Genomic DNA, 21,885 nt, shown 5'->3' with positions numbered 1-21,885 from the left:
TAATTTTAGTTGTTTAGTTTAGGGATTCTTACTGGGGTATCGGTGCCTTTTATGATGCTGATGGCACTTTTGGCAATGGCTTTTATGGTAGACAATATGTTCTCTGTGTCCAGGGAACTGTATTCATCTTTTACGGTATGGTAAAGTTTGTCGGTATCGATCTGGTCGGTGCTGATGGTATGTGCAGGTACACCTAATGCGGCAAGGGTTGCATTGTCGCTTCTATAAAACAGGTTTTGCTTTGGATAGGGATCTGGATGAAAGGTAAATTCTGTTCCTGTAAGGTTCTTCTGCAGGATCTTTCCGAAGTCTGACTTATCATATCCGGTAATAAATGCAGCATTCTTTCCAAATTTACTTTCTTTACCGATCATCTCGATGTTGAACATCGCAACGACGTGATCCGGATTTAGCTTCGACGAGAAGTATTGTGCTCCAAAGCCCCCGATCTCTTCTGCGGTAAAGGCGACAAAGATGAGGGTACGTTCGTTGTTCTTTAGTTTTTTATAGTATTTAGCCAAAGCGATCATGGCGGTTACACCAGAGGCATCATCATCTGCCCCGTTGGCAATGCTGTCCTGTCCATCGGCTTTCATAATTCCAAGGTGGTCGTAATGGCCGGAAAATACAACCACTTCTGCTGTTTTTGATTTACCAGGGATCATGCCGGCTACATTAAACAGGGGCATTTTGGTTAGTTTATTTTTGATGTCTACTTTAAAATCTTTGGCGGTGGTGCCCGGATCGAGTACAAAAACGATTCCGGCTGTTTTTCCATTGACCTCTTTTTCATCCAGAACAGAACCCTGGGATAAGTAAGCTTTTATGCGGTTAAAGTCGGCAGCAAACTTAGGGTCTACCAGGATCAATTGCTTTTTACCGCTTCTGCTCAGCGGTCTGAATTGTTCCATGAATGGTTTGGTATCGTCCAGTTTGATCCATCCATCGCTGTTGCTGTTGTCAAAGCTGAGGCTTTCTGATGCATTTCCGTATACCATAACATTGCTGGCATCTATGGCCTTGCCGTTAAGCGTAACGGTTATAGATTCCGGACTGATCTTATACTTGAAAAATGTTTGTCTGAACCCGGTTTCTCCTGTCAGTGGTTTTAAACCAATGCGTTTAAACTTAGCGGATATATAATCAGCGGCTTTATCAATTCCAGGCGTAAAGGTAGCCCTGCCCTGCATTTTATCACTGCTTAAGGTTTTAATGATCCGGTCTACGTAGTTCTTTTTAATGATTTTATTAATATCCTGTGCATTGGTTTGCTGCACAACAAGCAGCAGGAATAAAAAGTAGCCTATTTTTTTCATCAAAAAGTATTTAGTTAATGGTGTTTAGTTCATTTTTTCTTCGGCGGACCTCAGTTTGCACACGGGTGTCGTGCACGTCATCGATTACGGTTATTTCATAATCCCGGTCTTTATCGGATTCATGGTTCTGTGCCGTTTCTATATTTTCTACGGTGCGGTCATAAGGTCCTTTTCCGCTCATCAATTTAACAAATACCGGTAAACATTCAAAGAAAATAAACAGGAGGCCGATAAAGGTTACTGCCAATGCGGTATTTGTATCTGTTGTTCCGTTTGGGTTATAGCTCAGCTGACCCAGTGCCCAGTTTCTGTCGGCAAAACCAGCTACGCCGGCTAAGCTGTCCAGTTGTTTTCCGGTATATAGTTTTTCACTCAACAAGCCATCAAATTGCTTTCTGCCGGAGATAAAGCCTTCCTGTTTTCTCAACTCGGAAGAGAGGGTGTCCAGATCTTTTTGACGCTGCTGCAGTTCTGCTTCTTTTCTTTTGGCGTAAGGACCATATCCCATCACGCCTGATGTTTCTGTGGTTTTATTTCCAAAGATCTCAAAGTTCAGTTTCTGACGGTCTGTTTTTATGGCTGCCTCCATGGAATCGCGCTGCGCTTTAACATCACCGAGCTTTCCCATTTCGATTTTATATTTATTGTCGAACGCGGCATTGAGCGTGTCAATTTTTGACCGCTGGTTGTTGAGGTAGCTGACTTTTAGGCGTTCTTTAATTTCTTTGTCGAAGATCTTTAATTCCAGGGGGCGTGAGATGACCATTCCAATCATGATGGCCAGCAGGATCCTTGGTGTTGCCTGCAGGATCTGTTTATTGGTTGATGCACTTTTGTTGATGCTGGAAACGATATACCGGTCCATGTTGAATATGGCCAGTCCCCAGATCAGTCCGAAGAACAGGGCAAACCATACAGCTCCGGCATCTCCTTTAAAAACGAAGTACATGGCATAGCCACCAGATAAGGCTGCAAAGAATCCGGTAAAGAATATTGTGGCGCCGATGCCTATATATTTATTGTGTTCTGTGGTGTGCTTTTCCAGGATAGAAAGCTGCGCACCAGAGCAAAACCAAAAGAATTTTGATATAGAATTCATGATTATAAAACCCAAAGTTAATAAAGAGTATCTATTAAACGCCTGACCTCCCGAGTTGTTACAGTAAAAAGGTTGTTGAAATTGATTTAAAGCACTCAAATTGCTTTTATATGCAATTTTATCTAAGTTTGAAAAAAAGTAATTGATATGATTAAGGAAATAACTGTTCAGGAGCTCAAAGAAAAGATTGATAACAACGAAGATTTTCAATTGATCGATGTTAGGGAAACGTTTGAGTATGAGACTTCAAACCTTAATGGGGTAAATATTCCATTGGGAGGGATCTTAATTGAGTCGGACAAAATTGCAACGGATAAGCCTGTAATTATGCAATGCAGAAGTGGTAAACGAAGTGCTGCCGCTGTGATGCAATTGGAGCATCAATTTGGATTAACAAACCTATACAATCTTAAAGGTGGTATTTTGGCATGGCAGGAAGCTTTTGATCCGAATATGCCTGTTTATTAGCATGAAGAAAAAGATCGCTTTAAACGTCTTTTATAACCTGGGGATCATTGTGTCCATTTGCGGGATCTTTTGGGCTTTTAGAAACGGAAAATATCCGCCTGCAGCATTATTTGTGGCTACCGGCGGATATTTTGTTTATCTGAAGATCCAATTGGTTAAGGAAATGCGGAACCTGCTTAAGAAATAAACAGGTCTGCAGGAATACCTTCTAATCCCAATCCGGGCAAGTCTTTTAAAATATATTTTCCTGATTTCATTTCGGGCGATTTGAAGGGGTTATTTTTTGTTAACCAGGGTCCATCCAGATCTGCCCAGTCACATAATGGTGCCAATGCGATACCCGCCTGGGTTGCGCAGGAGGTTTCGCTCATACATCCGATTAAAATTTTCATTCCAAAGGAACGGGCCTTCAGAATCATTTGATGGGCTTCATACATTCCTGTGCTTTTCATCAATTTGATATTGATGCCGTGATAAGCTCCCTTAATGGAGTCCAGATCTGCCAGGCGCTGCACGGCCTCATCGGCCAGTATTGGAATTGGACTTCTTGCGGTTAACCATGCATTGCCTTCCAGGTCATTTTTATCCATGGGTTGTTCTATCAGTAAAACGCCCTGATCGTGCAGCCAGTAGATCAGATCTATCGCTTTTGCCTTGTCTGTCCAGCCCTGGTTGGCATCGATGTACAGCGGAAGATCGCTTATGCTCCGGATGGTATTGATCAGTTCTTTGTCGTTATCCCTGCCGAGTTTTATTTTTAGGACCTTGAAATCTTTTGCATCTGCCACTTTTTCGCGGATCACTTCGGGGGTGTCAATGCCTATGGTGTAGGAGGTGACCGGCATCTTTAACGGATCGGCACTAAAAAGCACATAGGATGGTTTATTTAAGATTTTGCCATTCAGGTCATTTAATGCAATGTCAATGGCAGCCTTTATTGCGGGTTGTCCGGGTTCGATGCTGTCGAGATATGCGATGATCTCTTCAAAGTTAAATGGAAATGTGAACCTGTTCCAGTCTACTTTATTTAAAAATGCGGCGGCACTTTCTATACTTTCACCCATATAAGGCACCATGGAAGCTTCGCCATATCCTTCTTTATTTTCATAGCTGAGTTTAAGCAATACGATTGGGGTGCTGGTCCTTGTGAATTTTGCAATGGCAAAGGGGTGTTTTAATTCCAGGTTATAGGGTGTGTAGATGGCCTGCATAGTTGTTGCTGCTTTGGTAATATGAACGTTAAAAAACAAGTGTGGGAGCGAATGTAAAAATAATATACCTAATATTGTGCCTAGTCATGAACAGCACCGTATACCAGCCCTTTAAAAACTTTGATTTTAAGTATAAGAATTGCTTTTTAAGCGGAGATACTTTTAGTACCCCAATTGTAGAAACGACAATATTGCCGGCATGGCTTTTACAGGTTGCAAACTTTAGCGGTGAGGAGCAGATTAAACTGCTGGATGAAAGTGTACGTGCCTACAATTCATTAAAGGTTCCCTGTAATACGGAAGTGCTTACCCATTTCATACAGCCATTGGAAGATAAGATCTCCAATGCATTTTTAAATGGTTATGCCGGGGTTTCTGCACTTAACGAGGTGGATCTGTTTAACTGGATCGGCAAGTTCATGTATGGACTTCTTTATATTGAGATGAATGCAGCTGTACGTTTACAGCAGATCAGTGAAGACGGCATCAACATGTCTCAGGGACTGATGCACAAGTTTGGTAACCTGCATACCATGATCCAGGGAATCTATCTGAATGTAGAATTTGAGGATTTTAACCCCTGGTCTATTGTGGTGGTCCCACTGGAAGAACAGGATACTGCATTTAGCTTTCGGGATGAGATCAATACGCTGACTTTCTCTCTAAAACTAAAAGATTTCGGGATCATTGCATGTTTACAGGACAATGGGGCGAATAAGAAATACCACCAGGAGCTGCTTGACCAAATTGGCGGTAAGCCGGTTTCTGCCCAACAGTTTGAGGAGCTTTGTGCCCGTTTTTATTATTCTGCATACCTGTTTAGCCGCTTACCTGAATATGCCATTTTGCCTGTTGAGGGATCTATTTATGTTGATGCGATGCCATTGAGGGGAACATCCAATAAGCCGCTCTTTGACCACTGGCAGCATAAAACCTATGCCCAGGTATTACAGGACTTTTGGAAGCCCTGGGGACATACCTTGTTTGAGATCATTAAAGATCCAACAAATCCGATCAGCTATTTTAATCCTTCTGCGTTACCTGTTACCGGTTAATGCTGTTATAAAGTGGGGAATGATCCCTGGAACAACTAAAACGGTGATGATCAATCCGGTCAATGCCCCGAAAAAGTGTGCGTCATGGTTGATGTTATCTCTGCCTTGTTTAGACGCATAAACACAATATACCAGGTATAACGGACCAAATATGATCGCCCAAATGGGGAATGGCAGCGGAAAAATGTACATGGATGATAGCGGCTGAAATAAAATGAAGCTGAACAATACGGCACTTATGGCACCCGAAGCACCGAGGCTATTGTACCAAACGTCATTTTTATGCCTGATCACTGTAGGAATATCACTTAAGATCAAACTCACAAAATAGAGTAAGCCAAACTGCCAGGAGCCCATCATGGCTTCCAGGCGGAATGCGAAAAAGTAAAAGCTCATCATATTAAAGATGAGGTGCATCCAGTCTGCATGGATGAGTCCGCTTGTGATGAATGTATAGATTCTTTGTTTTCTGGATACGGTATATGGATTTAGCATAAACCTGATCATCAGCTCTTTGTCGTTAAATGCGTAAATGCTGGTGATGATCGTGAAAATAAAGATTAGGGAGGCTACCGGGGTATTGGTTATATAGTCCATTTTATTTTAGCATGAGTTGGGTGTCATTGATTAACCGGGCAACGGGATACCTGGAATATGTTTTTTCGTAGTAGTCTGAATTTTTATAAATAAAATCCAGCTGGGCCGCTGCACTTTTGGCCAGTTCCGGTTTGCTGATCTTTTCTTTTTCCAGTTTTTCTTTGAGTTCAGGATTGCGTTTTAACAGCTCTGCGGCGGTGTCTTCAAATACATAGGCAGAGAAGTGTTCTTTCATTCCCAGGATTGAATCAAAAAAGTTCCAGTTAAAAAAGGAGTCCATTGCCTGTGGCTCCAGGGTTTCGACCAGGTACCGGTTTACGGGCTGATTGGCATAAACTACATAGTCTCCTTCATAAAATTTTATCTTTTGATTTACCGGGTTCAGTTTTACTGCGGAATGAATGTAGTGCCCTTCATACGGTTTTGCTGCAGTTTTATAATCGGCAATATAATAGGTTTCTACTTCGATTTCCGTATCCTTTTGCAGCCTTTGTACCGTTACCCGGTTCAGCTTTAAAAGCTCGACTACCTTTTCCCAGGCTTGTGGTATGATATAGGCTATAGGCTTGCTTATAGTTACTGCTGGCTCAAACGTGTTCCAGTATTTTATGGTTTTTGTATAGGGTTCGTTCCGATCGTAATAGAGCCTGTTGATGCCGCTAACTTCACTGGGTTTCTGTTTAGCTGCATAGCCTTTAAATTCTATATTGTCGTAAAGGGTTGAATTTAACTTCCAGTCTACAGCAAACTCTTTTTGTGCTGCGGTTGCCAGGTCTGCCTTGCGTTTATTTTCGCCAATGACCTCCGCATCACGTGATACGACCTGAATATAGGTTTGCAATAGTTTATAGGTTGCATCCACTCTTTTGTCGAATGCTTTTAGCATGTGGGTTTCGGGCATAAAGCCGATGGTATTGTGCAGGGTGGTATAGCCGGTTGAGTAGCGTGCAGATTCCAGGAACCCGGTAATTCCGGCATCGGGGGTTTCTTCAACCGAATTTACATAGGGGATCATCTCATAGCCTAACTTCTTCATGCCGGCATATAGCGAAGGCAGCATGCTTCCTGTCAGGTAGCTTGAAAGTATGGGATTTAGTTTATCCTTATGTGTTGGAATGAGTGTCATGGTGTATTGGTAGTCTGCACCGTTGCTGGTGTGTGTATCTACAAAAATTTCAGGCTGCCAGGTATTGAAGATCTGCTGGAAAGCCTGTGAATTTTCCGAGTCGGTTTTGATGAAGTCCCTGTTCAGGTCGTAGTTTTTGCTGTTTCCCCGGAATCCATAGGCTAATGGGCCATTTTGGTTGGCCCTTGAAGTGCTGCTCCGGTTAAAGCTGCCATCTATGTTGTAAACGGGAATGATGCAGATCACTACATTTTTGGGCAATGCTTTTTGCGTGAGGAGATCCCGTGCCAGCATCATACTGGCATCAATACCTTCTGGTTCTCCGGGATGGATGCCATTGTTGATCAGCAAGATGCGTTTGTTGTCTTTACGAATCTTAACAGGATCAAAGTTTTTGTCTGCAGAGAGGACCAGCAGGTGAAGCGGCTTGCCAAAGTCGGTACTGCCATAGCTGAGCAGCCTGGCTTCCGGGAAGTTTTTAATAAGGTCGGTATAGTACTGAATGGCCTGGTTATACGTTGTGGTTTCTTTTTTACCGCTTAACTCGTATGGTGTTAATTGGGCAGAAGTGTCCATTGCTGCTAAAATTAATAAGGTGATAAAGAGATGCTTCATGGATGAGCGATATTTAAAATGATTTTCTGGAAAGGCCGAGTGTGCCGAAGTGGTATTTGATGCCGAGGGTGAGAAAGGTATATACATCGGGTCTTCCGCTTTTGAAGTTGACTGCGGAATAATCATACCCATCCAGACCTTCGCCGATCGTAATATTGGCTTGATAATTTAGATTGATGGCGAACTTTGGCCTTCCGGCATAGTCTGAAAAATAATAGCTGTATCCGATATTTAGCGGAACGAGCAAATCTCTGGAATGTGTTTTCCCGGGAATCATGTCACCGTTACTTTGATACCTGATGATGCCGATCAGTTTATTCTGGACCAGTCCTGCGCCCCCGCCAACGTACAGCCATTTCATGGCATTCGCGAAATTACTGCTGCGGTTATCATTAAACAAGGCACCCATGTAGATCTTTAGATTTAGAGAGCCTGCGCGGAACGAATTTATAAACTGGCGTCCGTAAGGATCGGTATCAGTATCGCCCCCATTGATTTGCCCGGCTTGTAATTCGCCTCCCAAGCTAATAAAAGGAGTAAGGTAATAATCGAGGTTACCATGGCCAGCTATTCCGTAGTCGCTTTTCTCTACATCGGTATAAGAGCGGGTAGCTCCAAATCCACCACCAATACTAAACTTATAAAAATTAGATTGCGCGGATACATTAAAACAAAGTAGAATGGCTAAAAGTGAAATATAGGTAGTTTTCAAAGTATCTTCTTTAAGTTTGGGATCGAAATTATATTCTTATCTATAACTTTGTTTTTTTACGATTATGCTAAATTATCAAAATAAAACCAATTCACTCGAAAACAGGTTCACAAAGTATGTGCAGATTGATACACAATCTGATCCTTTGTCGGAAACAGTGCCTTCAACTGCGAAGCAAAAAGACCTTGGCCGTGTGCTTGTGGATGAACTTTTAGAAATGGGTATTGCTGATGCACACCTGGATGACTTTGGTTATGTGTATGCAACAATACCTTCAAATTCAGAGAAGACGGTTCCTGTGATCTGTTTCTGCTCGCACATGGACACTTCGCCTGATTGCAGCGGCAAAAATGTGAAACCCATTATCCATGTGAATTACCAGGGACAAGACCTTGTTCTTCCTGACGATGAGACCATTATTTTGAAGATGGAAGAGCATCCTGACCTGAAAGACCAGATTGGAAATGACATCATTACTGCAAGCGGTACGACCTTACTGGGGGCAGACAATAAAGCCGGACTTACAGAAATCATGGAAGCTGCGGCTTTCCTGGTCCAGCATCCGGAGATTAAGCATGGAACGATCAAAATCTTATTTACTCCGGATGAAGAGATTGGGCGCGGTGTTGACAAGGCAGACCTGAAAAAGCTGGGCGCTGACTTTGGTTATACGATTGACGGTGAGACGCTGGGTTCTATTGAAGATGAAACATTTTCTGCTGATGGTGCCGTGCTGACCGTTAACGGGGTAAGTACCCACCCGGGCTTTGCTAAAGGGAAAATGGAGAGTGCGATTAAGATTGTGGCTGATGTGGTAAGTTCTTTACCGGCCGACTGCCTGTCTCCGGAATCTACTGAGTTGAAAGAGGGTTTTATACATCCGGTTAACTTGTCCGGAAGTGTTGAACAGGCTGAAGCACGTTTTATTATCCGGGCTTTTGATGACGAGCAGCTGCAAGCTTATGGCGAACTATTGGATGCTACCGTTCAGAACATCATTGAGGATTATCCCAACTCTACTTATGAGTTGAAGATTACCGAGCAGTACCGGAATATGAAAAAGGTACTTGATCAGTATCCGCAGGTAATTGAGTATGGTGTTGAGGCGATTAAGAGAGCGGGTATTGTTCCTAAGCAGCAAAGTATAAGAGGTGGTACCGATGGTTCCCGGTTATCTTTTATGGGTTTACCTTGTCCAAATATTTTTGCCGGTGAGCATGCGTTTCATGGTAAGCAGGAATGGGCTTCGGTTCAGGATATGGAGAAAGCCGTTCAGACGATTATCAATATTGCGGTGGTTTGGGAGGAGAAGGCTGAATAAATAAATAATCTTAATTTAATGTTTACTCTTTATACGATTAGGACCATTCCATTTCAACCGGTAGTTGTTAGCAATACGACTCTTGGTTATGACTTTAAAATTACGGATGAGAGCGGTATGAAATATTATTTGGGTGGTGCTGTTGACTTTTTAGAGCGTGACAATTTATATCAGAAGTCGGGTTATTGTTTGCGGAAACACTTCAGCAATAGTCTTAGTGAATGAAACTGATCAGTTATCTGTACTGGCAATCAGGATGTCGTTTATTAACGCACTTACAAATATATTTCCCTATTTATGACCTCATCTTCAATCTCATCGACTTTTTTGAAGATTCCTATAAGAATTCCTAAAACTGTTCTTTGGACTTAAACTGCTTGAGAAATTCATTTGGTAAAATTTAACTTCTTCTATTTCATAGAATTGTATTTAAATATTTGAATCTCAATTCTTAAATACGATACGTTTCTCCGAACCTATCTATCGCTTATACAAAATTCAAGACACTATCTATTTTAAAAAATAAACTTTCCCAGATTCCTCGAGTTCTTTATCTACCTGATCGTCAAATTTAAACTTATATATCTCCCACTTATCTTTTGGTTTATAGAACATGAAATTAAATCTAATCGGCTGAATATCGTGTTTTACTAAAAAACTATAATATATTAAACTTGGCGATGCTTTTTGTGTTGTAATTTGTTCATAGCCATTGAACTTACCAGCAAGGAGTCCTGCTGATGAAAGTTTATCCTTTAGATTTTGAATTTGGGATTTATTGATATTGCTATTACTATCGAATAGAAAGTCAATAGCTTCAGAAGTATTATTGGCTTTATACTTCTCAAAAAATATTGCGATTATTTTTTGTATCTCTAAATCTTCATTGGCTGATTGTGTAGATTTAATTTTACAACTAGATAAAAAAAAGATTAGAATTATAAAATAATATTTAATCATTCTGTTCATGTTATTTAGATTATAAGTAAGGTATTAATTAATTATTATTTAAGTAATCTCCTTCTATATACTTCAAATATAAAAAAAATTACACAGAGAAAGATAAATAATGAAGACGATATAAAGATATTATTATTGATTAATGGCAACTACTCTATTGGAAATGTATTTGAGGGTAGGAAATCAACGAATACCAGGTTTAATACACTTTAATTGTTACTCTAACTACTTAAGAAGCCGATTATTTTAATAGTTCAATTGATTATTGTAAGCTGAGTTTGGAAAGACCAACTTTGCTAAATATTGATCATGGCCATCCTCAAACACAATCTCGGCATCCCAGCCTGCTTCTGCTGCGATTTTTAGGAGTGTTCGCTGATCTACATAAATCCATTTAAACCAATTGCCTTTAACACTTTTGTATTCATACCTAAAGCTGACTTCGCCAAAGTAGCCTTTGGCTGGTAGCGCGATTTCCTCGTATAAATAAGAAAGATCAGAGCTGTCGAATATCAATTGGCCACCAGGATTTATCAGCTTTTTAACATGCTTTAAAAAAGATTTTAAGCCCGCTATGGTTCCGGTTAACCCGATCCCGTTCATCATAAAAAGTAAGGTGTCATAAGTCTGGCCTTTGTAGGTTAGGATATCGCCTTCAACGGCTTGTTTTAGACCGCGTTGTTTCATGATGTTTACTGCGGAGGCAGAAATGTCCATGCCTGTTATGTCAAAGCCACGGCCCTGCAATACCAAAGCATGGCTTCCAACACCTGCGCCTACATCAAGCACCCGGCCTTTGCAAAGCTCCATCGCTTTCAGTTCTAGTTCTGGCATTTCATCCTCGTCCCTGAAGTAGATATCAACCGGCATTTCTTCCGGGTCGTCATAAGAATTATGCACCCATAAGGTTTCTGCCGGTGGTTTTGTAAACTGATCTTTTAAAGCTTCGCCGAAAACATCCATGGCGCAAAGATAAAACCTTAGTTTTTATATTTCGTATTCCTGGTGATATTCGGGAATGGCAATATGTTTAAAGCCTTTCTCTTTTAACCTTAATGCGAATTGCTGCTGAACTTCGTATTCTCCGTGTACCAGAAATAACTGCTGTACTTTTTCAGGATCCTGACCGGAGAGGAAATGGATCAGATCTTCATAGTCACCGTGAGCACTCATGGATTGAATGGAGCGTACGTCTGCTATGACATCATATTCCTGTCTGAACATCCAAACTCTTTTCTGACCTGCAATCAGTTTTCCCGCCAGGGAATCCGGGCTGGCATAGCCTACCATCAGGATGGTGTTTTTTTGATTGCTGATGTTATTCCTAATGTGATGTCTTACTCTTCCGCCTTCGGCCATTCCGGATGATGAGATGATTACGCAAGGCTGGGAGTTGTCATTTAAAGACTTGGATTCAACAACACTTTCAATAAACTTTAGCCCTTTAAACTGAAAGATATCATCGTCTACCTTGAGCACTTGCTTTACGCCATTGTTGTATACTTCAGGGTGATTCTTTAGGACCTGCGTTGCTTCAAGTGAAAGCGGGCTATCTACATAATACGGAACATCTGGCAGCTTGTTTTTTAGTTCGAGGCCGTTTAATGCATACAGAAGTTCTTGTGTTCGCCCTACACTAAAAGCAGGAATAATTACTTTTCCTTTTTTAACGAGGCAAGTGTGGTTGATGATCTCCATCAGCATTTCTTCAATGGGCTGGAGGTCTTTATGCAGGGAATTGCCGTAGGTAGATTCCATAATGATGTAATCAGCCTGCGGGAAATTCTGGGGATCTTTTAAGAGCAGGTCGCCATAGCGGCCTACATCTCCGCTAAAAGTTACTTTCGTTTCTTTGCCTTCTTCTGTAATGGTTAAATGTACTGCTGCACTGCCAATAATGTGACCTGCATCCGTAAACCGTAATGAGACATGTGGATCAATCTCAAAGTCTTCGTTGTATTCAATGATCTTGAATTGGCTGAGGGTTTTAACCACATCGTCTTCTGTGTATAATGGCTCTTCTACCTCTTCCCCTTTTTCATTATTCCGGTTTGCATATTCTGCATCCTGAGTTTGGATCTTTGCAGAATCCATGAGCAGGATCCGGCATAGGTCCATGGTTGGAGGGGTACAATAGATGGATCCACTGAAGCCATCAGCAACCAATTTTGGCAGTAACCCGCAGTGGTCTATATGGGCATGGGACAGTACGAGATGAGTTACTTCTGATGGCTTAAAGCCGAAGTAACCGTTAAGTTTATCTGTTACCTCTCCCATGCCCTGGAACATTCCACAGTCCAGTAAGATTTTGGTGTTATTATTTAAAGTAATGAGGTGCTTACTACCGGTTACGGCTCGTGCTGCACCATGAAAGGCAATCTTCATTAATACAGATTAGGCCCTTACTTTTGAAATGGTTTCTTTAACTTTATCTGTAACATCAGCTAATTTATCTTTTGAAGAATCTAACAGGTCGCAGAACCAGTCTGATACCCTGTCTTTCATTTCTCCATTTTTATCTGATGATAATATTAATGCTACTGCTGCGCCCAGAGCTGCTCCGGCTAAAACGCCTGCTATAATTTTCGTTTCTTTTTTCATGATCTTTGATTTTATAAAAGTTAAACAAAGAAGGTGTGGAATAGTTCTGTTGTTCACAGTTTTTTATAAAATATTATCTTTATCGGATGCTTAGACTTTATGCTATTTTAAATATTATACTGGCGATTATTTATTTCATGCTTTATCTGATGAGCAGTTATTCATATAGCATTGCAGGTATCTTGCTGGTAATAATCTGCAACGCGATTATTATTGTTAAAATAGATAAGGGTTTGAAATTTAAGTTGATCAATTATGTCTTTGCAGGCTTGTCGCTTGTATTTGCGGGTTTTTTGAGTTTATGGGTATTCAACGTGATCCGCTCTTCTATTGCCTATAATTACTTTAGCAATAGCTGGCTTTATATACTAATTACGGTATTGCTTATTGCTGGTATTACTGCCCAGTTCTTCCTGATGCTTTTTTCCAGAAGAGATTCCGGAGCTGCGATATAACTACCATTAATTCTAGATTATAGAAATATAAGTGCAGATTAATATTCTTTTTAGCTCTAAAAATTTAGAAGATATTAATATATTGGCTTCTTATAAAGGATCCAATTCCTTGTCTAATTGTTATGAGAAGTCTGTTATTCATTATTTGTTTCGTTTGTGCTTTCGGGGTATCGCAGGCTCAAAAACGACAGAATGTATATTTTTTAAAGAACAGTGGTAAAATCGTTGAAGTTAAAGACAGCGCTGATTTTATCCGGATCGTTCAAGAGCCCGATTCCGGAGCTATTCATTTCAATTTAAAGGAATATTATATCAACGATAAGGTTAAGACAATTGGAACGGTTTCTAAATTTGAACCGGCCCTGGTTTATGAGGGTACTTTGGTGTGCTATAACGAGCAGGGTAAGAAGGAGGCAACGGTAAACTATAGAGCGGGAAAACTGGTTGGTTTGGGGTATCTTTTTTACCCAACGGGTGCTTTAAAAAGGGTTGTTGACTACGATGTGAATAAGCTGAATGATAAGCCAGGGGTTTCTGGAACTGGAACGCCAATGGAGTTTAGGCTGGATTATTTTGCCGATTCTTTAGGCAACGTCATTGTAAAAGACGGTAACGGGCACTTCACTGAAAAGACGACCAGCAAGTCTGGAGATCGATTTGTAGAGGAAGGGGACTATCTTAACGGGCTAAAGAATGGGCAGTGGACCATGAAGAACGCGACGGGTACCTACTGGTACACGGAAAAGTTTGACAACGGCAAGTTTATTTCCGGTGAAAGCTTTAAAGACGGGCAGACTTACAGTTATCGTACCATGGAATCATTTCCGATGTTTAAAGGCGGTGCAGAAGCGTTCTATAAATTCCTTGGACGAACAATCAAGTATCCCCGTGAGGCAGAGAAACAACGGATTGGGGGCAAGGTTGTTTTAAGTTTCGTTGTTGAAAAAGATGGCGCTCTCTCTGATATCCAAATCTTGCAGGGTGTTTACCCTTCTATAGATGAAGAGGCGCTGCGGGTGGTGCGGCTATCTCCCAAATGGAACCCTGGAACACAGCATGGGGTTCCGATCCGGGTAAAGTATAATATTCCAATCACCTTTTCGCTGCATTAATGACCTGCGGAAGGTGTCTGGTGGTCTTTTGACCATTTCAATAAATCTGTTATTTCTTTATTATTTTCCTTCAACTGTTTGATGATTAAATAATTTACACTATCTTTGCCGTCCCTAAAGTTTAGGGTGAATAAATAATTGTTTAACAAATTAAATACAAGCAAGTGAATACGTTAAGTTACAAAACTGTCTCTGCCAATGCAAAAACTGTTAACAAACAGTGGGTTGTTGTTGATGCACAAGGCGAGATTTTGGGGCGCTTGTCATCGAAGATCGCAATGATCATCCGTGGTAAAAACAAGCCTGAGTACACCCCACACGTAGACTGCGGTGATAACGTTATCGTTATTAATGCAGACAAGATTAAGTTGACCGGAAACAAATTCAGTGAGAAGATCTATACTTCTTACACTGGGTATCCAGGTGGTCAGCGTTTCATTTCTCCTAAAGAGTTAATGGCGAAACATCCTAAGCGTGTTATCGAGAAAGCGGTACGTGGTATGTTACCTAAAACTAAACTTGGTGCTAAATTATACACCAACCTTTATGTTTATGCAGGTACAGAACATCCTCATGCAGCACAATCACCAAAAACCATTACACTTTAATTAAAGAAGAAATGTCAGTTACAAATACTTCAGGAAGAAGAAAGACTGCTGTTGCTCGTATCTATTTAAAAGAAGGCAGCGGCATCATTACCGTAAACGGTAAAGACCATAAAGAATATTTTCCAACGTTACCTTTACAATACATCGTTAACCAGTCGTTCGAAGTTTCAGAACTTACCGGTCAGTATGATGTTAAAGTAAATGTTGCTGGTGGTGGTGTTAAAGGTCAGGCAGAAGCAGTTCGTTTAGCTATTGCTAAAGCTATTGTTGAATTAGATGCTGAGAAAAAACCAGCATTACGCGCTAAAGGGTTAATGACCCGTGATATGCGTATGGTTGAGCGTAAGAAACCAGGACGCAAGAAAGCACGTAAGAAATTCCAATTCAGTAAACGTTAATCTTAAGGAGACAAAACAATGGCAAGAACTACATATCAAGACTTATTGGATGCAGGTGTACACTTTGGTCACCTTACCCGTAAATGGAACCCAAAAATGGCGCCTTACATTTTCATGGAGCGCAATGGTATCCACATTATAGATTTAAATAAAACTTTAACTAAAACTGAAGAAGCTGCTTCAGCGATCAAACAGATCGTTAAATCGGGTCGTAAGATCCTTTTCGTAGCAACTAAGAAACAAGCTAAAGAAATCGTTGCTGAGCAAGCTAAAAAAGTAAACATGCCTTTCGTAACTGAACGTTGGTTAGGTGGTATGTTAACTAACTTTGCTACTGTACGTAAGTCAATCAAAAAGATGGTTACCATCGATAAGATGACTAAAGACGGAACTTATTCGATCCTTTCTAAAAAGGAGCGTTTAATGATCCAGCGTGAGCGTATCAAATTAGAAAGCTTATTGGGCGGTATTGCGGACTTAAACCGTTTACCTGCTGCGATCTTTTTAATTGACGTTAAAAAAGAACACATCGCTGTTAGCGAAGCGTTGAAATTAAACATTCCAACTTTCGCAATGGTTGATACAAACTCTGATCCTTCTAACATCGATTTCCCAATTCCAGCGAATGATGATGCTACTAAATCGATCTCTTTAATTACTGATGTGATCATCAAAGCAATTGAAGAAGGTTTAGATGAGCGCAAACGTGAAAAAGACGAAGAAACTGAAAAAGAAGCTGTAGCTGCTAAAGCTGCTGCTGATGCTCCTGAAGCTGCGGCTCCTGGTGCAAGAAGAAAAAAAGTAAGTGCTGATGCTGAAACCGAAGAAGGTACAAGCGAAGAAGCTTAAATAATATTGTATGGGTTGTGTGTTTGTGTTGAAGGGCTTTGCTGACAACTATGATATACAACCCATAATTTTTAATAAAAACTTAAAAACGAAATAAAATGTCTACAGTACAAATTTCTGCAGCAGATGTAAATAAATTACGCCAACAAACCGGTGCTGGTATGATGGACTGCAAAAAAGCGTTAATCGAAGCTAACGGTGATTTCGAAGCTGCGGTTGATTACTTACGTAAAAAAGGTGCTAAGGTAGCAGCTTCCCGTCAGGATCGCGATTCTAACGAAGGTGTTGTTATTGCTAAAGCTACAGCTGATGGCAAACGTGGTGTTGTTGTTGAATTAAACTGCGAAACTGACTTTGTTGCTAAAAATGCTGATTTCGTTGCTTTAGCTAATAAATTTACTGATTTAGCAATCGATCAAAACCCTGCTTCTTTAGAAGAGCTTTTATCTTTAGAAATTGATGGTCAGAAAGTTTCTGATCTAATCATTGAAAGCACTGGTAAAATTGGTGAAAAGATCGGTATCTCTAAATTTGAAACCGTTTCTGGTGAGAAAGTTGTTCCTTACATCCACGGTAACTACCGTTTAGGTGTATTGGTTGCTTTAAACCAGGCTGTTGCTGGTGCTGACGAAGCTGGTAAAGATGTTGCGATGCAAATTGCTGCAATGAACCCGGTTGCATTAGATAAAGAAGATGTTGACTCGACTACCATTGAGCGTGAGACTGAAATTGCTAAAGAACAAATCCGCGCGGAAGGTAAACCTGAAGCAATGATTGAAAAAATTGCTGCTGGTAAATTGAATAAATTCTACAAAGACAGTACTTTATTGAACCAGGAATTTGTTAAAGATTCATCTAAAGATGTTCGTAAATTCTTAAATGATACTGCGAGCGGTTTAACCGTTACTTCATTCAAACGCGTACAGTTAGGCGCATAATTCAGCCCAACCGATATATTAAATAGGGTGCCTTTCGGCACCCTATTTTTTTTGCTTTATATTTGGAGCATGACCGTTATTGTTAATTGTACTGTTTTTACGAAAACGGGTATCGAAACCGGCCTGTCGGTTTTAATAAAGGAGGGTAAAATCTTTAAAATTGGAACTGAGGCTTCCTTTGGAAATGCTATTCCTGCCGGTGCTTCAAGAATTGATGCCGGAGGTAGCTATCTGTCTGCAGGCCTTATTGATCTTCAAATCTATGGAAGTGGTGGTGATCTTTTTTCTGCTTACCCCAGCGCAGGAACACTACGGCAGATGGACGACGACCTTTTACGAAAAGGCACTACCGGATTTCTTGCCTGTGTTGCAACCAATGCTCCCGAAGTTGTTGAACAAGCTATAAAAGCTGCAAAAGAATATAGAAATGAGGCCAAAGGTTTTTTAGGGCTGCATCTTGAAGGCCCCTATATTAATGCGAAGCGGAAGGGAGCACACATTGAACAATACATTTATAAGCCTTCTTTGGACGACGTTAAACGATTATTCGACTTGGCTGATGGTGTGGTAAAAATGATGACCGTTGCTGCAGAACTTCAGGATGATGCCGTACTTAATTTCTTGTCTGACCAGCAAGTGGTTTTATCACTGGGACATAGCGATGCTGATTTTAAACAAGCCAATGCCGCATTTGACAAGGGTTTTAAAACCGTTACCCATTTGTTTAATGCCATGCCGTCCATTCATCACAGGGCTCCCAATTTGCCTGCTGCGGTATTAAACCACAACCGTGTGATGGCGAGCATCATTGCCGATGGCGTTCATGTGGATTTTGAAATGATCAGAATGTGTTATAAGTTAATGAAGGAGCGTTTATTCTTAATTACGGATGCAGTTACGCCCTGTAATATTGGCCCGTACCAGCACCAGTTATCGGGTGATAAATTTGTAACCCCGGACGGGATCCTTTCCGGATCTGCGATTACGATGCTGGATGCCATTCGCAATGTGGTGAAATATAGTGGTATCCCGTTAATAGAGGCATTGAAAATGGCTTCTGAATATCCTGCGCGTCTCATTGATGAACGTGCTGAAATCGGTTCTTTATTGCCTGGCAGCCGGGCAAACCTGATCCTGCTTTCTAAAGACCTTCAGCTTGAAAAAGTCTTTATAAATGGTGTTGAACATCAGCATTTAGGTTAACCATTTTTTAAAATCTCAATTAATGCTGAACTGTTAGTTGCCGAGCATTGCAAATAAAGCCAATTTTATCTAAGTTTGGGGTCATGAAGTACAAACGGATTTTACTGAAATTAAGTGGCGAATCGCTAATGGGTGATAAGCAGTATGGTATTGATAATGAGGTTGTAAAGCAATATGCTGAAGACATTAAGGCCGTACACGCTGAAGGACTTGAAATAGCAATAGTTATTGGTGGAGGTAATATTTTTAGGGGACTTAGCGCCGAAAAGTCTGGTATGGACCGTGCCCAAGCGGATTATATGGGTATGCTGGCGACTGTGATCAACAGTATGGCCTTACAGGATGCGTTAGAAAAAGTAGGATTAAAAACCAGGTTACTTACGGCAATAAAAATGGAGCAGATCTGTGAACCATTTATTCGCAGGAGAGCGGTACGGCATTTGGAAAAAGGCCGGGTTGTGATCTTTGGTGCAGGTACCGGAAATCCGTATTTTACAACCGATTCTGCTGCTGCATTGCGTGCGATCGAGATCAAAGCTGATGTTGTTCTTAAAGGTACCCGTGTTGACGGAATTTATACTGCTGATCCTGAAAAGGATAAAACGGCTACCAAGTATTCTGAGATCTCATTTAAAGAAGTTTATGCCAAAGGATTAAATGTTATGGACATGACTGCTTTTACATTGTGTGAGGAGAATGAACTTCCAATCATTGTTTTTGATATGAACAAGACTGGTAACTTCATGAAGATTGCCAATGGTGAAGAGATTGGTACATTGGTAAGATAATCCGTTTCTAATAATTTTTTATATTTTTGGTTAAATTTACACATTATGAATGACCTCATAAAGAAACAATTACAAGATGCTCAATCAACGATGGATAAGGCCATCCTGCATTGTGAATCTGAACTGACAAAGATCCGTGCTGGTAAAGCTTCCGTAGGAATGCTTGATGGGATCATGGTAGACTATTATGGAAATCCGACCCAATTGAGTCAGGTTGCTAACGTAAATACCCCTGATGCCAGAACTTTGATTGTTCAGCCCTGGGAAAAATCAATGCTGATTCCAATTGAACGTGCGATCATGGAGGCTAATATTGGTATTAATCCTCAAAATGATGGGATCATTATCCGTCTTGTTGTTCCGCCGCTTACAGAAGAGCGCAGAAGGGACCTGGTTAAAAAGGTTAAGGAAGAAGCTGAACGCGGCCGTATTACCATTCGTAATATCCGTAAGGATGCCAATGAAAAGATCAAAAAACTAAAAGGTGAGAGTGTTTCTGATGATGAGATCAAAACCGGTGAGGCTGAAGTTCAAAAGATCACCGATGCTTATATCGTTAAAGTTGATAAGCATGCAGAAGCAAAAGAGAAGGATGTTATGACTATTTAACCCGAATTTATAATCTTTAAGTAAATTAAAGGGAATGAGGTATTAAGCTCATTCCCTTTCTTTATTTTTGACCCCTCAAAACAAACTTAGATTAATGAAACTACTGCTTGAATATTTGAAAAATCACAAATGGGTGGTGGTTCTGGCCCTTTTTTTGGCCTCTATTAACATTGGCTTCTCTTTACTTGATCCGTATATAACCGGTAGGATTGTAGATCAGTTCATCGAGAAGAAAGACATTTTAAACCGGGATCAATTTGTTTGGGGTGTACTCGGACTGGTTGGTCTTGGGGTTGGTGCGGCCATGGTATCCAGAATTGCGAAGAACTTTCAGGATTATTTTACCAGCATTATTGTGCAAAAGGTTGGTGCGCAGATGTATGCTGATGGTTTAAAGCACTCCCTTGAGTTGCCGTACCAGGTTTTTGAAGACCAGCGGAGCGGTGAAACTTTAGGCATCCTTCAGAAAGTACGGACAGATTCAGAAAAGTTCATTACTTCTTTTATCAGCATCTTATTTGTTAGTCTGATCGGGATGATCTTTGTGATTGTTTACTCGATATCTGTAAGCTATAAGGTGACACTGATCTATTTCTCTGCGATTCCAATTATCAGCTTTGTGAGCTGGTTTTTAAGCAGGAAGATCAAGACCATCCAGAAAAACATTGTTGCAGAGACTACAGCGCTTGCCGGTTCCACTACGGAGTCTCTCCGGAATATTGAACTTGTTAAAAGTTTAGGTCTTGCAAACCAGGAGATAGACCGCCTGAATAAGACGACGTATAAAATACTGGGACTGGAACTTAAAAAGGTGAAGTATGTACGAAGCATGAGCTTTGTTCAGGGGACTACAGTTAATCTTGTGCGGAGCATTATGGTGGTGGTCCTGCTGATCCTGATCTTTGAAAATACCATTTCTGCTGGTCAGTATTTTTCTTTCCTGTTTTATTCCTTTTTTCTTTTTGGTCCATTGCAGGAGCTTGGTAATGTGATTCTGGCCTGGCGTGAGGCTGAGGTTTCCCTCGGTAATTTCAGGAAGATCCTGAGTACTCCTGTTGATCAAAAGCCTTTAAATCCGATAAGGCTTGAAAAAATTACGAACCTTGCTTTTGACCAGGTTAACTTTAAGCACCTGAGCGGTAAGAACAATGCATTGAACAACATTACTTTTGCCACGAATAACGGCGAGACGATTGCTTTTGTTGGTCCGTCGGGATCTGGAAAAACAACCCTTGTAAAATTATTGGTTGGTCTTTATCAGCCTATTGAAGGGGAAGTTTTTTATAATGAGACCTCCAGTAAGGCGATTGATCTGGATCAGCTTAGAGAAAAGATTGGCTTTGTAACACAGGACACGCAGCTGTTTTCCGGAACGATCCGGGAGAACCTGCAGTTTGTTCGTCCGGGTGCAACTGATGAAGAATGTATGCGGGTGTTGAGACAAGCGGCTTGTACCAGTTTACTGTCCAGGGCAGATAACGGATTGGATACTGTTATTGGTGAAGGCGGTGTGAAAGTTTCTGGTGGTGAGAAACAACGTTTGTCTATTGCAAGGGCTTTACTGCGCAGACCTGATATCCTTGTTTTTGATGAGGCTACATCTTCACTGGATTCATTGACTGAGGAAGAGATCACGGCGACGATCCGTGAGATCTCGGAGCATACCAGTCACATTACGATATTAATTGCCCACAGACTATCTACCATTCGCCACGCTGACCGCATTTATGTACTTGAAAAAGGCCATATCATTGAACAGGGAAGGCATGAAGACTTGTTGTTGTTAAATGGGTTGTACTACGCCATGTGGAGACAACAGATTGGTGAGCGTCTTGAAGTATAAA

Annotated in this window: 25 protein-coding genes; 15 read left to right on the top strand and 10 right to left on the bottom strand. The window is 40.9% G+C overall.

Annotated features, from left to right (window positions below; translation table 11 throughout):
* Positions 1-5: 5 nt before the first annotated feature.
* Both ATK78_RS07650 and ATK78_RS07645 read right to left on the bottom strand, forming a co-directional pair.
* Positions 6-1,316, bottom strand: a complete 1,311-nt coding sequence (locus ATK78_RS07650) for a M20/M25/M40 family metallo-hydrolase (protein WP_133575504.1) — start codon at positions 1,314-1,316, stop codon at positions 6-8.
* Positions 1,317-1,326: 10 nt separating this feature from the next.
* A complete protein-coding gene (locus tag ATK78_RS07645; RefSeq protein ID WP_133575503.1) occupies positions 1,327-2,415 on the bottom strand; it encodes a DUF4407 domain-containing protein in 1,089 nt (362 codons plus the stop codon).
* A 150-nt stretch (positions 2,416-2,565) separates the two neighbouring features.
* Between ATK78_RS07645 and ATK78_RS07640 the strand changes: the two genes are divergently transcribed.
* On the top strand, positions 2,566-2,883 hold the full coding sequence (locus tag ATK78_RS07640) for a rhodanese-like domain-containing protein (protein WP_133576408.1): 318 nt from the start codon (positions 2,566-2,568) through the stop codon (positions 2,881-2,883).
* 1 nt (position 2,884) lies between these two features.
* Complete coding sequence (locus ATK78_RS07635) at positions 2,885-3,070, top strand: DUF6358 family protein (RefSeq protein WP_133575502.1); 186 nt, start codon at positions 2,885-2,887, stop codon at positions 3,068-3,070.
* On the opposite strand, the gene ATK78_RS07630 is transcribed toward ATK78_RS07635, so the two are convergent.
* Entirely contained in the window at positions 3,060-4,094 is a 1,035-nt protein-coding gene (locus ATK78_RS07630) for a dipeptide epimerase (protein ID WP_133575501.1), read from the bottom strand. The genes ATK78_RS07635 and ATK78_RS07630 overlap by 11 nt on opposite strands.
* Before the next feature lie 86 nt (positions 4,095-4,180).
* On the opposite strand from ATK78_RS07630, the gene ATK78_RS07625 reads away from it, so the two are divergent.
* Positions 4,181-5,149, top strand: coding sequence for a hypothetical protein (locus ATK78_RS07625; RefSeq protein ID WP_133575500.1), 969 nt, complete (start codon positions 4,181-4,183; stop codon positions 5,147-5,149).
* On the opposite strand, the gene ATK78_RS07620 is transcribed toward ATK78_RS07625, so the two are convergent.
* From ATK78_RS07620 to ATK78_RS07610, 3 genes are read right to left on the bottom strand one after another with little or no spacing between them, the layout of a single operon-like run.
* Entirely contained in the window at positions 5,132-5,746 is a 615-nt protein-coding gene (locus ATK78_RS07620) for a rhomboid family intramembrane serine protease (RefSeq protein ID WP_133575499.1), read from the bottom strand. The two genes, ATK78_RS07625 and ATK78_RS07620, sit on opposite strands and share 18 nt — an antisense overlap.
* Before the next feature lies 1 nt (position 5,747).
* Positions 5,748-7,487, bottom strand: a complete 1,740-nt coding sequence (locus tag ATK78_RS07615; RefSeq protein ID WP_133575498.1) for a M14 family metallopeptidase — start codon at positions 7,485-7,487, stop codon at positions 5,748-5,750.
* 13 nt (positions 7,488-7,500) lie between these two features.
* Positions 7,501-8,199, bottom strand: a complete 699-nt coding sequence (locus ATK78_RS07610) for an outer membrane beta-barrel protein (protein ID WP_133575497.1) — start codon at positions 8,197-8,199, stop codon at positions 7,501-7,503.
* A gap of 64 nt (positions 8,200-8,263) precedes the next feature.
* Between ATK78_RS07610 and pepT the strand changes: the two genes are divergently transcribed.
* Both pepT and ATK78_RS07600 read left to right on the top strand, forming a co-directional pair.
* On the top strand, positions 8,264-9,520 hold the full coding sequence (gene pepT / locus ATK78_RS07605) for a peptidase T (RefSeq protein WP_133575496.1): 1,257 nt from the start codon (positions 8,264-8,266) through the stop codon (positions 9,518-9,520).
* 18 nt (positions 9,521-9,538) lie between these two features.
* Positions 9,539-9,745 carry a hypothetical protein gene (locus ATK78_RS07600; RefSeq protein ID WP_133575495.1) on the top strand — a complete coding sequence of 69 codons (207 nt, stop codon included), beginning with the start codon at positions 9,539-9,541 and terminating at the stop codon, positions 9,743-9,745.
* Between the two features lie 285 nt (positions 9,746-10,030).
* Here ATK78_RS07600 and ATK78_RS07595 read toward each other — a convergent pair whose 3' ends face one another.
* The 4 genes from ATK78_RS07595 to ATK78_RS07580 all read right to left on the bottom strand — a co-directional run bounded on the left by ATK78_RS07595 (position 10,031) and on the right by ATK78_RS07580 (position 13,081).
* The gene (locus tag ATK78_RS07595) at positions 10,031-10,489 is read right to left on the bottom strand and encodes a hypothetical protein (RefSeq protein WP_133575494.1); all 459 of its coding nucleotides are present in this window, start codon (positions 10,487-10,489) and stop codon (positions 10,031-10,033) included.
* 237 nt (positions 10,490-10,726) lie between these two features.
* Entirely contained in the window at positions 10,727-11,443 is a 717-nt protein-coding gene (locus ATK78_RS07590; RefSeq protein ID WP_133575493.1) for a class I SAM-dependent methyltransferase, read from the bottom strand.
* 24 nt (positions 11,444-11,467) lie between these two features.
* Positions 11,468-12,865: an MBL fold metallo-hydrolase RNA specificity domain-containing protein gene (locus tag ATK78_RS07585; RefSeq protein ID WP_133575492.1), complete on the bottom strand. Its 1,398-nt coding sequence runs from the start codon at positions 12,863-12,865 to the stop codon at positions 11,468-11,470.
* Between the two features lie 9 nt (positions 12,866-12,874).
* Positions 12,875-13,081: a YtxH domain-containing protein gene (locus ATK78_RS07580; RefSeq protein WP_133575491.1), complete on the bottom strand. Its 207-nt coding sequence runs from the start codon at positions 13,079-13,081 to the stop codon at positions 12,875-12,877.
* Between the two features lie 233 nt (positions 13,082-13,314).
* Here ATK78_RS07580 and ATK78_RS22880 point away from each other — a divergent pair, with 233 nt between their 5' ends.
* From ATK78_RS22880 to ATK78_RS07530, 10 genes are all read left to right on the top strand, one after another.
* Complete coding sequence (locus ATK78_RS22880) at positions 13,315-13,536, top strand: hypothetical protein (RefSeq protein ID WP_208112326.1); 222 nt, start codon at positions 13,315-13,317, stop codon at positions 13,534-13,536.
* 122 nt (positions 13,537-13,658) lie between these two features.
* Positions 13,659-14,648, top strand: coding sequence for an energy transducer TonB (locus ATK78_RS07570; protein ID WP_133575489.1), 990 nt, complete (start codon positions 13,659-13,661; stop codon positions 14,646-14,648).
* A gap of 164 nt (positions 14,649-14,812) precedes the next feature.
* Entirely contained in the window at positions 14,813-15,256 is a 444-nt protein-coding gene (gene rplM, locus ATK78_RS07565) for a 50S ribosomal protein L13 (protein ID WP_133575488.1), read from the top strand.
* A gap of 11 nt (positions 15,257-15,267) precedes the next feature.
* Entirely contained in the window at positions 15,268-15,654 is a 387-nt protein-coding gene (gene rpsI, locus ATK78_RS07560) for a 30S ribosomal protein S9 (protein WP_133575487.1), read from the top strand.
* 18 nt (positions 15,655-15,672) lie between these two features.
* A complete protein-coding gene (gene rpsB / locus ATK78_RS07555; protein ID WP_133575486.1) occupies positions 15,673-16,503 on the top strand; it encodes a 30S ribosomal protein S2 in 831 nt (276 codons plus the stop codon).
* A 98-nt stretch (positions 16,504-16,601) separates the two neighbouring features.
* Positions 16,602-17,441 carry a translation elongation factor Ts gene (gene tsf, locus ATK78_RS07550; RefSeq protein WP_133575485.1) on the top strand — a complete coding sequence of 280 codons (840 nt, stop codon included), beginning with the start codon at positions 16,602-16,604 and terminating at the stop codon, positions 17,439-17,441.
* Between the two features lie 69 nt (positions 17,442-17,510).
* Entirely contained in the window at positions 17,511-18,644 is a 1,134-nt protein-coding gene (gene nagA / locus ATK78_RS07545) for an N-acetylglucosamine-6-phosphate deacetylase (RefSeq protein ID WP_133575484.1), read from the top strand.
* An 83-nt stretch (positions 18,645-18,727) separates the two neighbouring features.
* On the top strand, positions 18,728-19,432 hold the full coding sequence (pyrH, locus tag ATK78_RS07540; RefSeq protein WP_133575483.1) for a UMP kinase: 705 nt from the start codon (positions 18,728-18,730) through the stop codon (positions 19,430-19,432).
* Between the two features lie 45 nt (positions 19,433-19,477).
* Complete coding sequence (frr, locus tag ATK78_RS07535) at positions 19,478-20,041, top strand: ribosome recycling factor (RefSeq protein ID WP_133575482.1); 564 nt, start codon at positions 19,478-19,480, stop codon at positions 20,039-20,041.
* Between the two features lie 94 nt (positions 20,042-20,135).
* Complete coding sequence (locus ATK78_RS07530) at positions 20,136-21,884, top strand: ABC transporter ATP-binding protein (RefSeq protein WP_133575481.1); 1,749 nt, start codon at positions 20,136-20,138, stop codon at positions 21,882-21,884.
* Position 21,885: the final 1 nt, after the last annotated feature.

The organism is Pedobacter metabolipauper (genome assembly GCF_004362715.1).
In the GTDB taxonomy this organism is placed as follows: domain Bacteria; phylum Bacteroidota; class Bacteroidia; order Sphingobacteriales; family Sphingobacteriaceae; genus Pedobacter; species Pedobacter metabolipauper.
The sequence above is the reverse complement of the archived record's forward strand: the minus strand, read 5'-3'. Positions and strand labels throughout refer to the sequence as shown.

Bases quoted from the DNA above. Each gene is read 5' to 3' on its own strand.
- ATK78_RS07650 (WP_133575504.1), bottom strand. From the start codon at position 1,316: ATGAAAAAAATAGGCTACTTTTTATTCCTGCTGCTTGTTGTGCAGCAA.
- ATK78_RS07645 (WP_133575503.1), bottom strand. From the start codon at position 2,415: ATGAATTCTATATCAAAATTCTTTTGGTTTTGCTCTGGTGCGCAGCTT.
- ATK78_RS07635 (WP_133575502.1), top strand. From the start codon at position 2,885: ATGAAGAAAAAGATCGCTTTAAACGTCTTTTATAACCTGGGGATCATT.
- ATK78_RS07630 (WP_133575501.1), bottom strand. From the start codon at position 4,094: ATGCAGGCCATCTACACACCCTATAACCTGGAATTAAAACACCCCTTT.
- ATK78_RS07625 (WP_133575500.1), top strand. From the start codon at position 4,181: ATGAACAGCACCGTATACCAGCCCTTTAAAAACTTTGATTTTAAGTAT.
- ATK78_RS07620 (WP_133575499.1), bottom strand. From the start codon at position 5,746: ATGGACTATATAACCAATACCCCGGTAGCCTCCCTAATCTTTATTTTC.
- ATK78_RS07615 (WP_133575498.1), bottom strand. From the start codon at position 7,487: ATGAAGCATCTCTTTATCACCTTATTAATTTTAGCAGCAATGGACACT.
- pepT (WP_133575496.1), top strand. From the start codon at position 8,264: ATGCTAAATTATCAAAATAAAACCAATTCACTCGAAAACAGGTTCACA.
- ATK78_RS07600 (WP_133575495.1), top strand. From the start codon at position 9,539: ATGTTTACTCTTTATACGATTAGGACCATTCCATTTCAACCGGTAGTT.
- ATK78_RS07595 (WP_133575494.1), bottom strand. From the start codon at position 10,489: ATGAACAGAATGATTAAATATTATTTTATAATTCTAATCTTTTTTTTA.
- ATK78_RS07590 (WP_133575493.1), bottom strand. From the start codon at position 11,443: ATGGATGTTTTCGGCGAAGCTTTAAAAGATCAGTTTACAAAACCACCG.
- ATK78_RS07585 (WP_133575492.1), bottom strand. From the start codon at position 12,865: ATGAAGATTGCCTTTCATGGTGCAGCACGAGCCGTAACCGGTAGTAAG.
- ATK78_RS07580 (WP_133575491.1), bottom strand. From the start codon at position 13,081: ATGAAAAAAGAAACGAAAATTATAGCAGGCGTTTTAGCCGGAGCAGCT.
- ATK78_RS07570 (WP_133575489.1), top strand. From the start codon at position 13,659: ATGAGAAGTCTGTTATTCATTATTTGTTTCGTTTGTGCTTTCGGGGTA.
- rpsI (WP_133575487.1), top strand. From the start codon at position 15,268: ATGTCAGTTACAAATACTTCAGGAAGAAGAAAGACTGCTGTTGCTCGT.
- rpsB (WP_133575486.1), top strand. From the start codon at position 15,673: ATGGCAAGAACTACATATCAAGACTTATTGGATGCAGGTGTACACTTT.
- tsf (WP_133575485.1), top strand. From the start codon at position 16,602: ATGTCTACAGTACAAATTTCTGCAGCAGATGTAAATAAATTACGCCAA.
- nagA (WP_133575484.1), top strand. From the start codon at position 17,511: ATGACCGTTATTGTTAATTGTACTGTTTTTACGAAAACGGGTATCGAA.
- pyrH (WP_133575483.1), top strand. From the start codon at position 18,728: ATGAAGTACAAACGGATTTTACTGAAATTAAGTGGCGAATCGCTAATG.
- frr (WP_133575482.1), top strand. From the start codon at position 19,478: ATGAATGACCTCATAAAGAAACAATTACAAGATGCTCAATCAACGATG.
- ATK78_RS07530 (WP_133575481.1), top strand. From the start codon at position 20,136: ATGAAACTACTGCTTGAATATTTGAAAAATCACAAATGGGTGGTGGTT.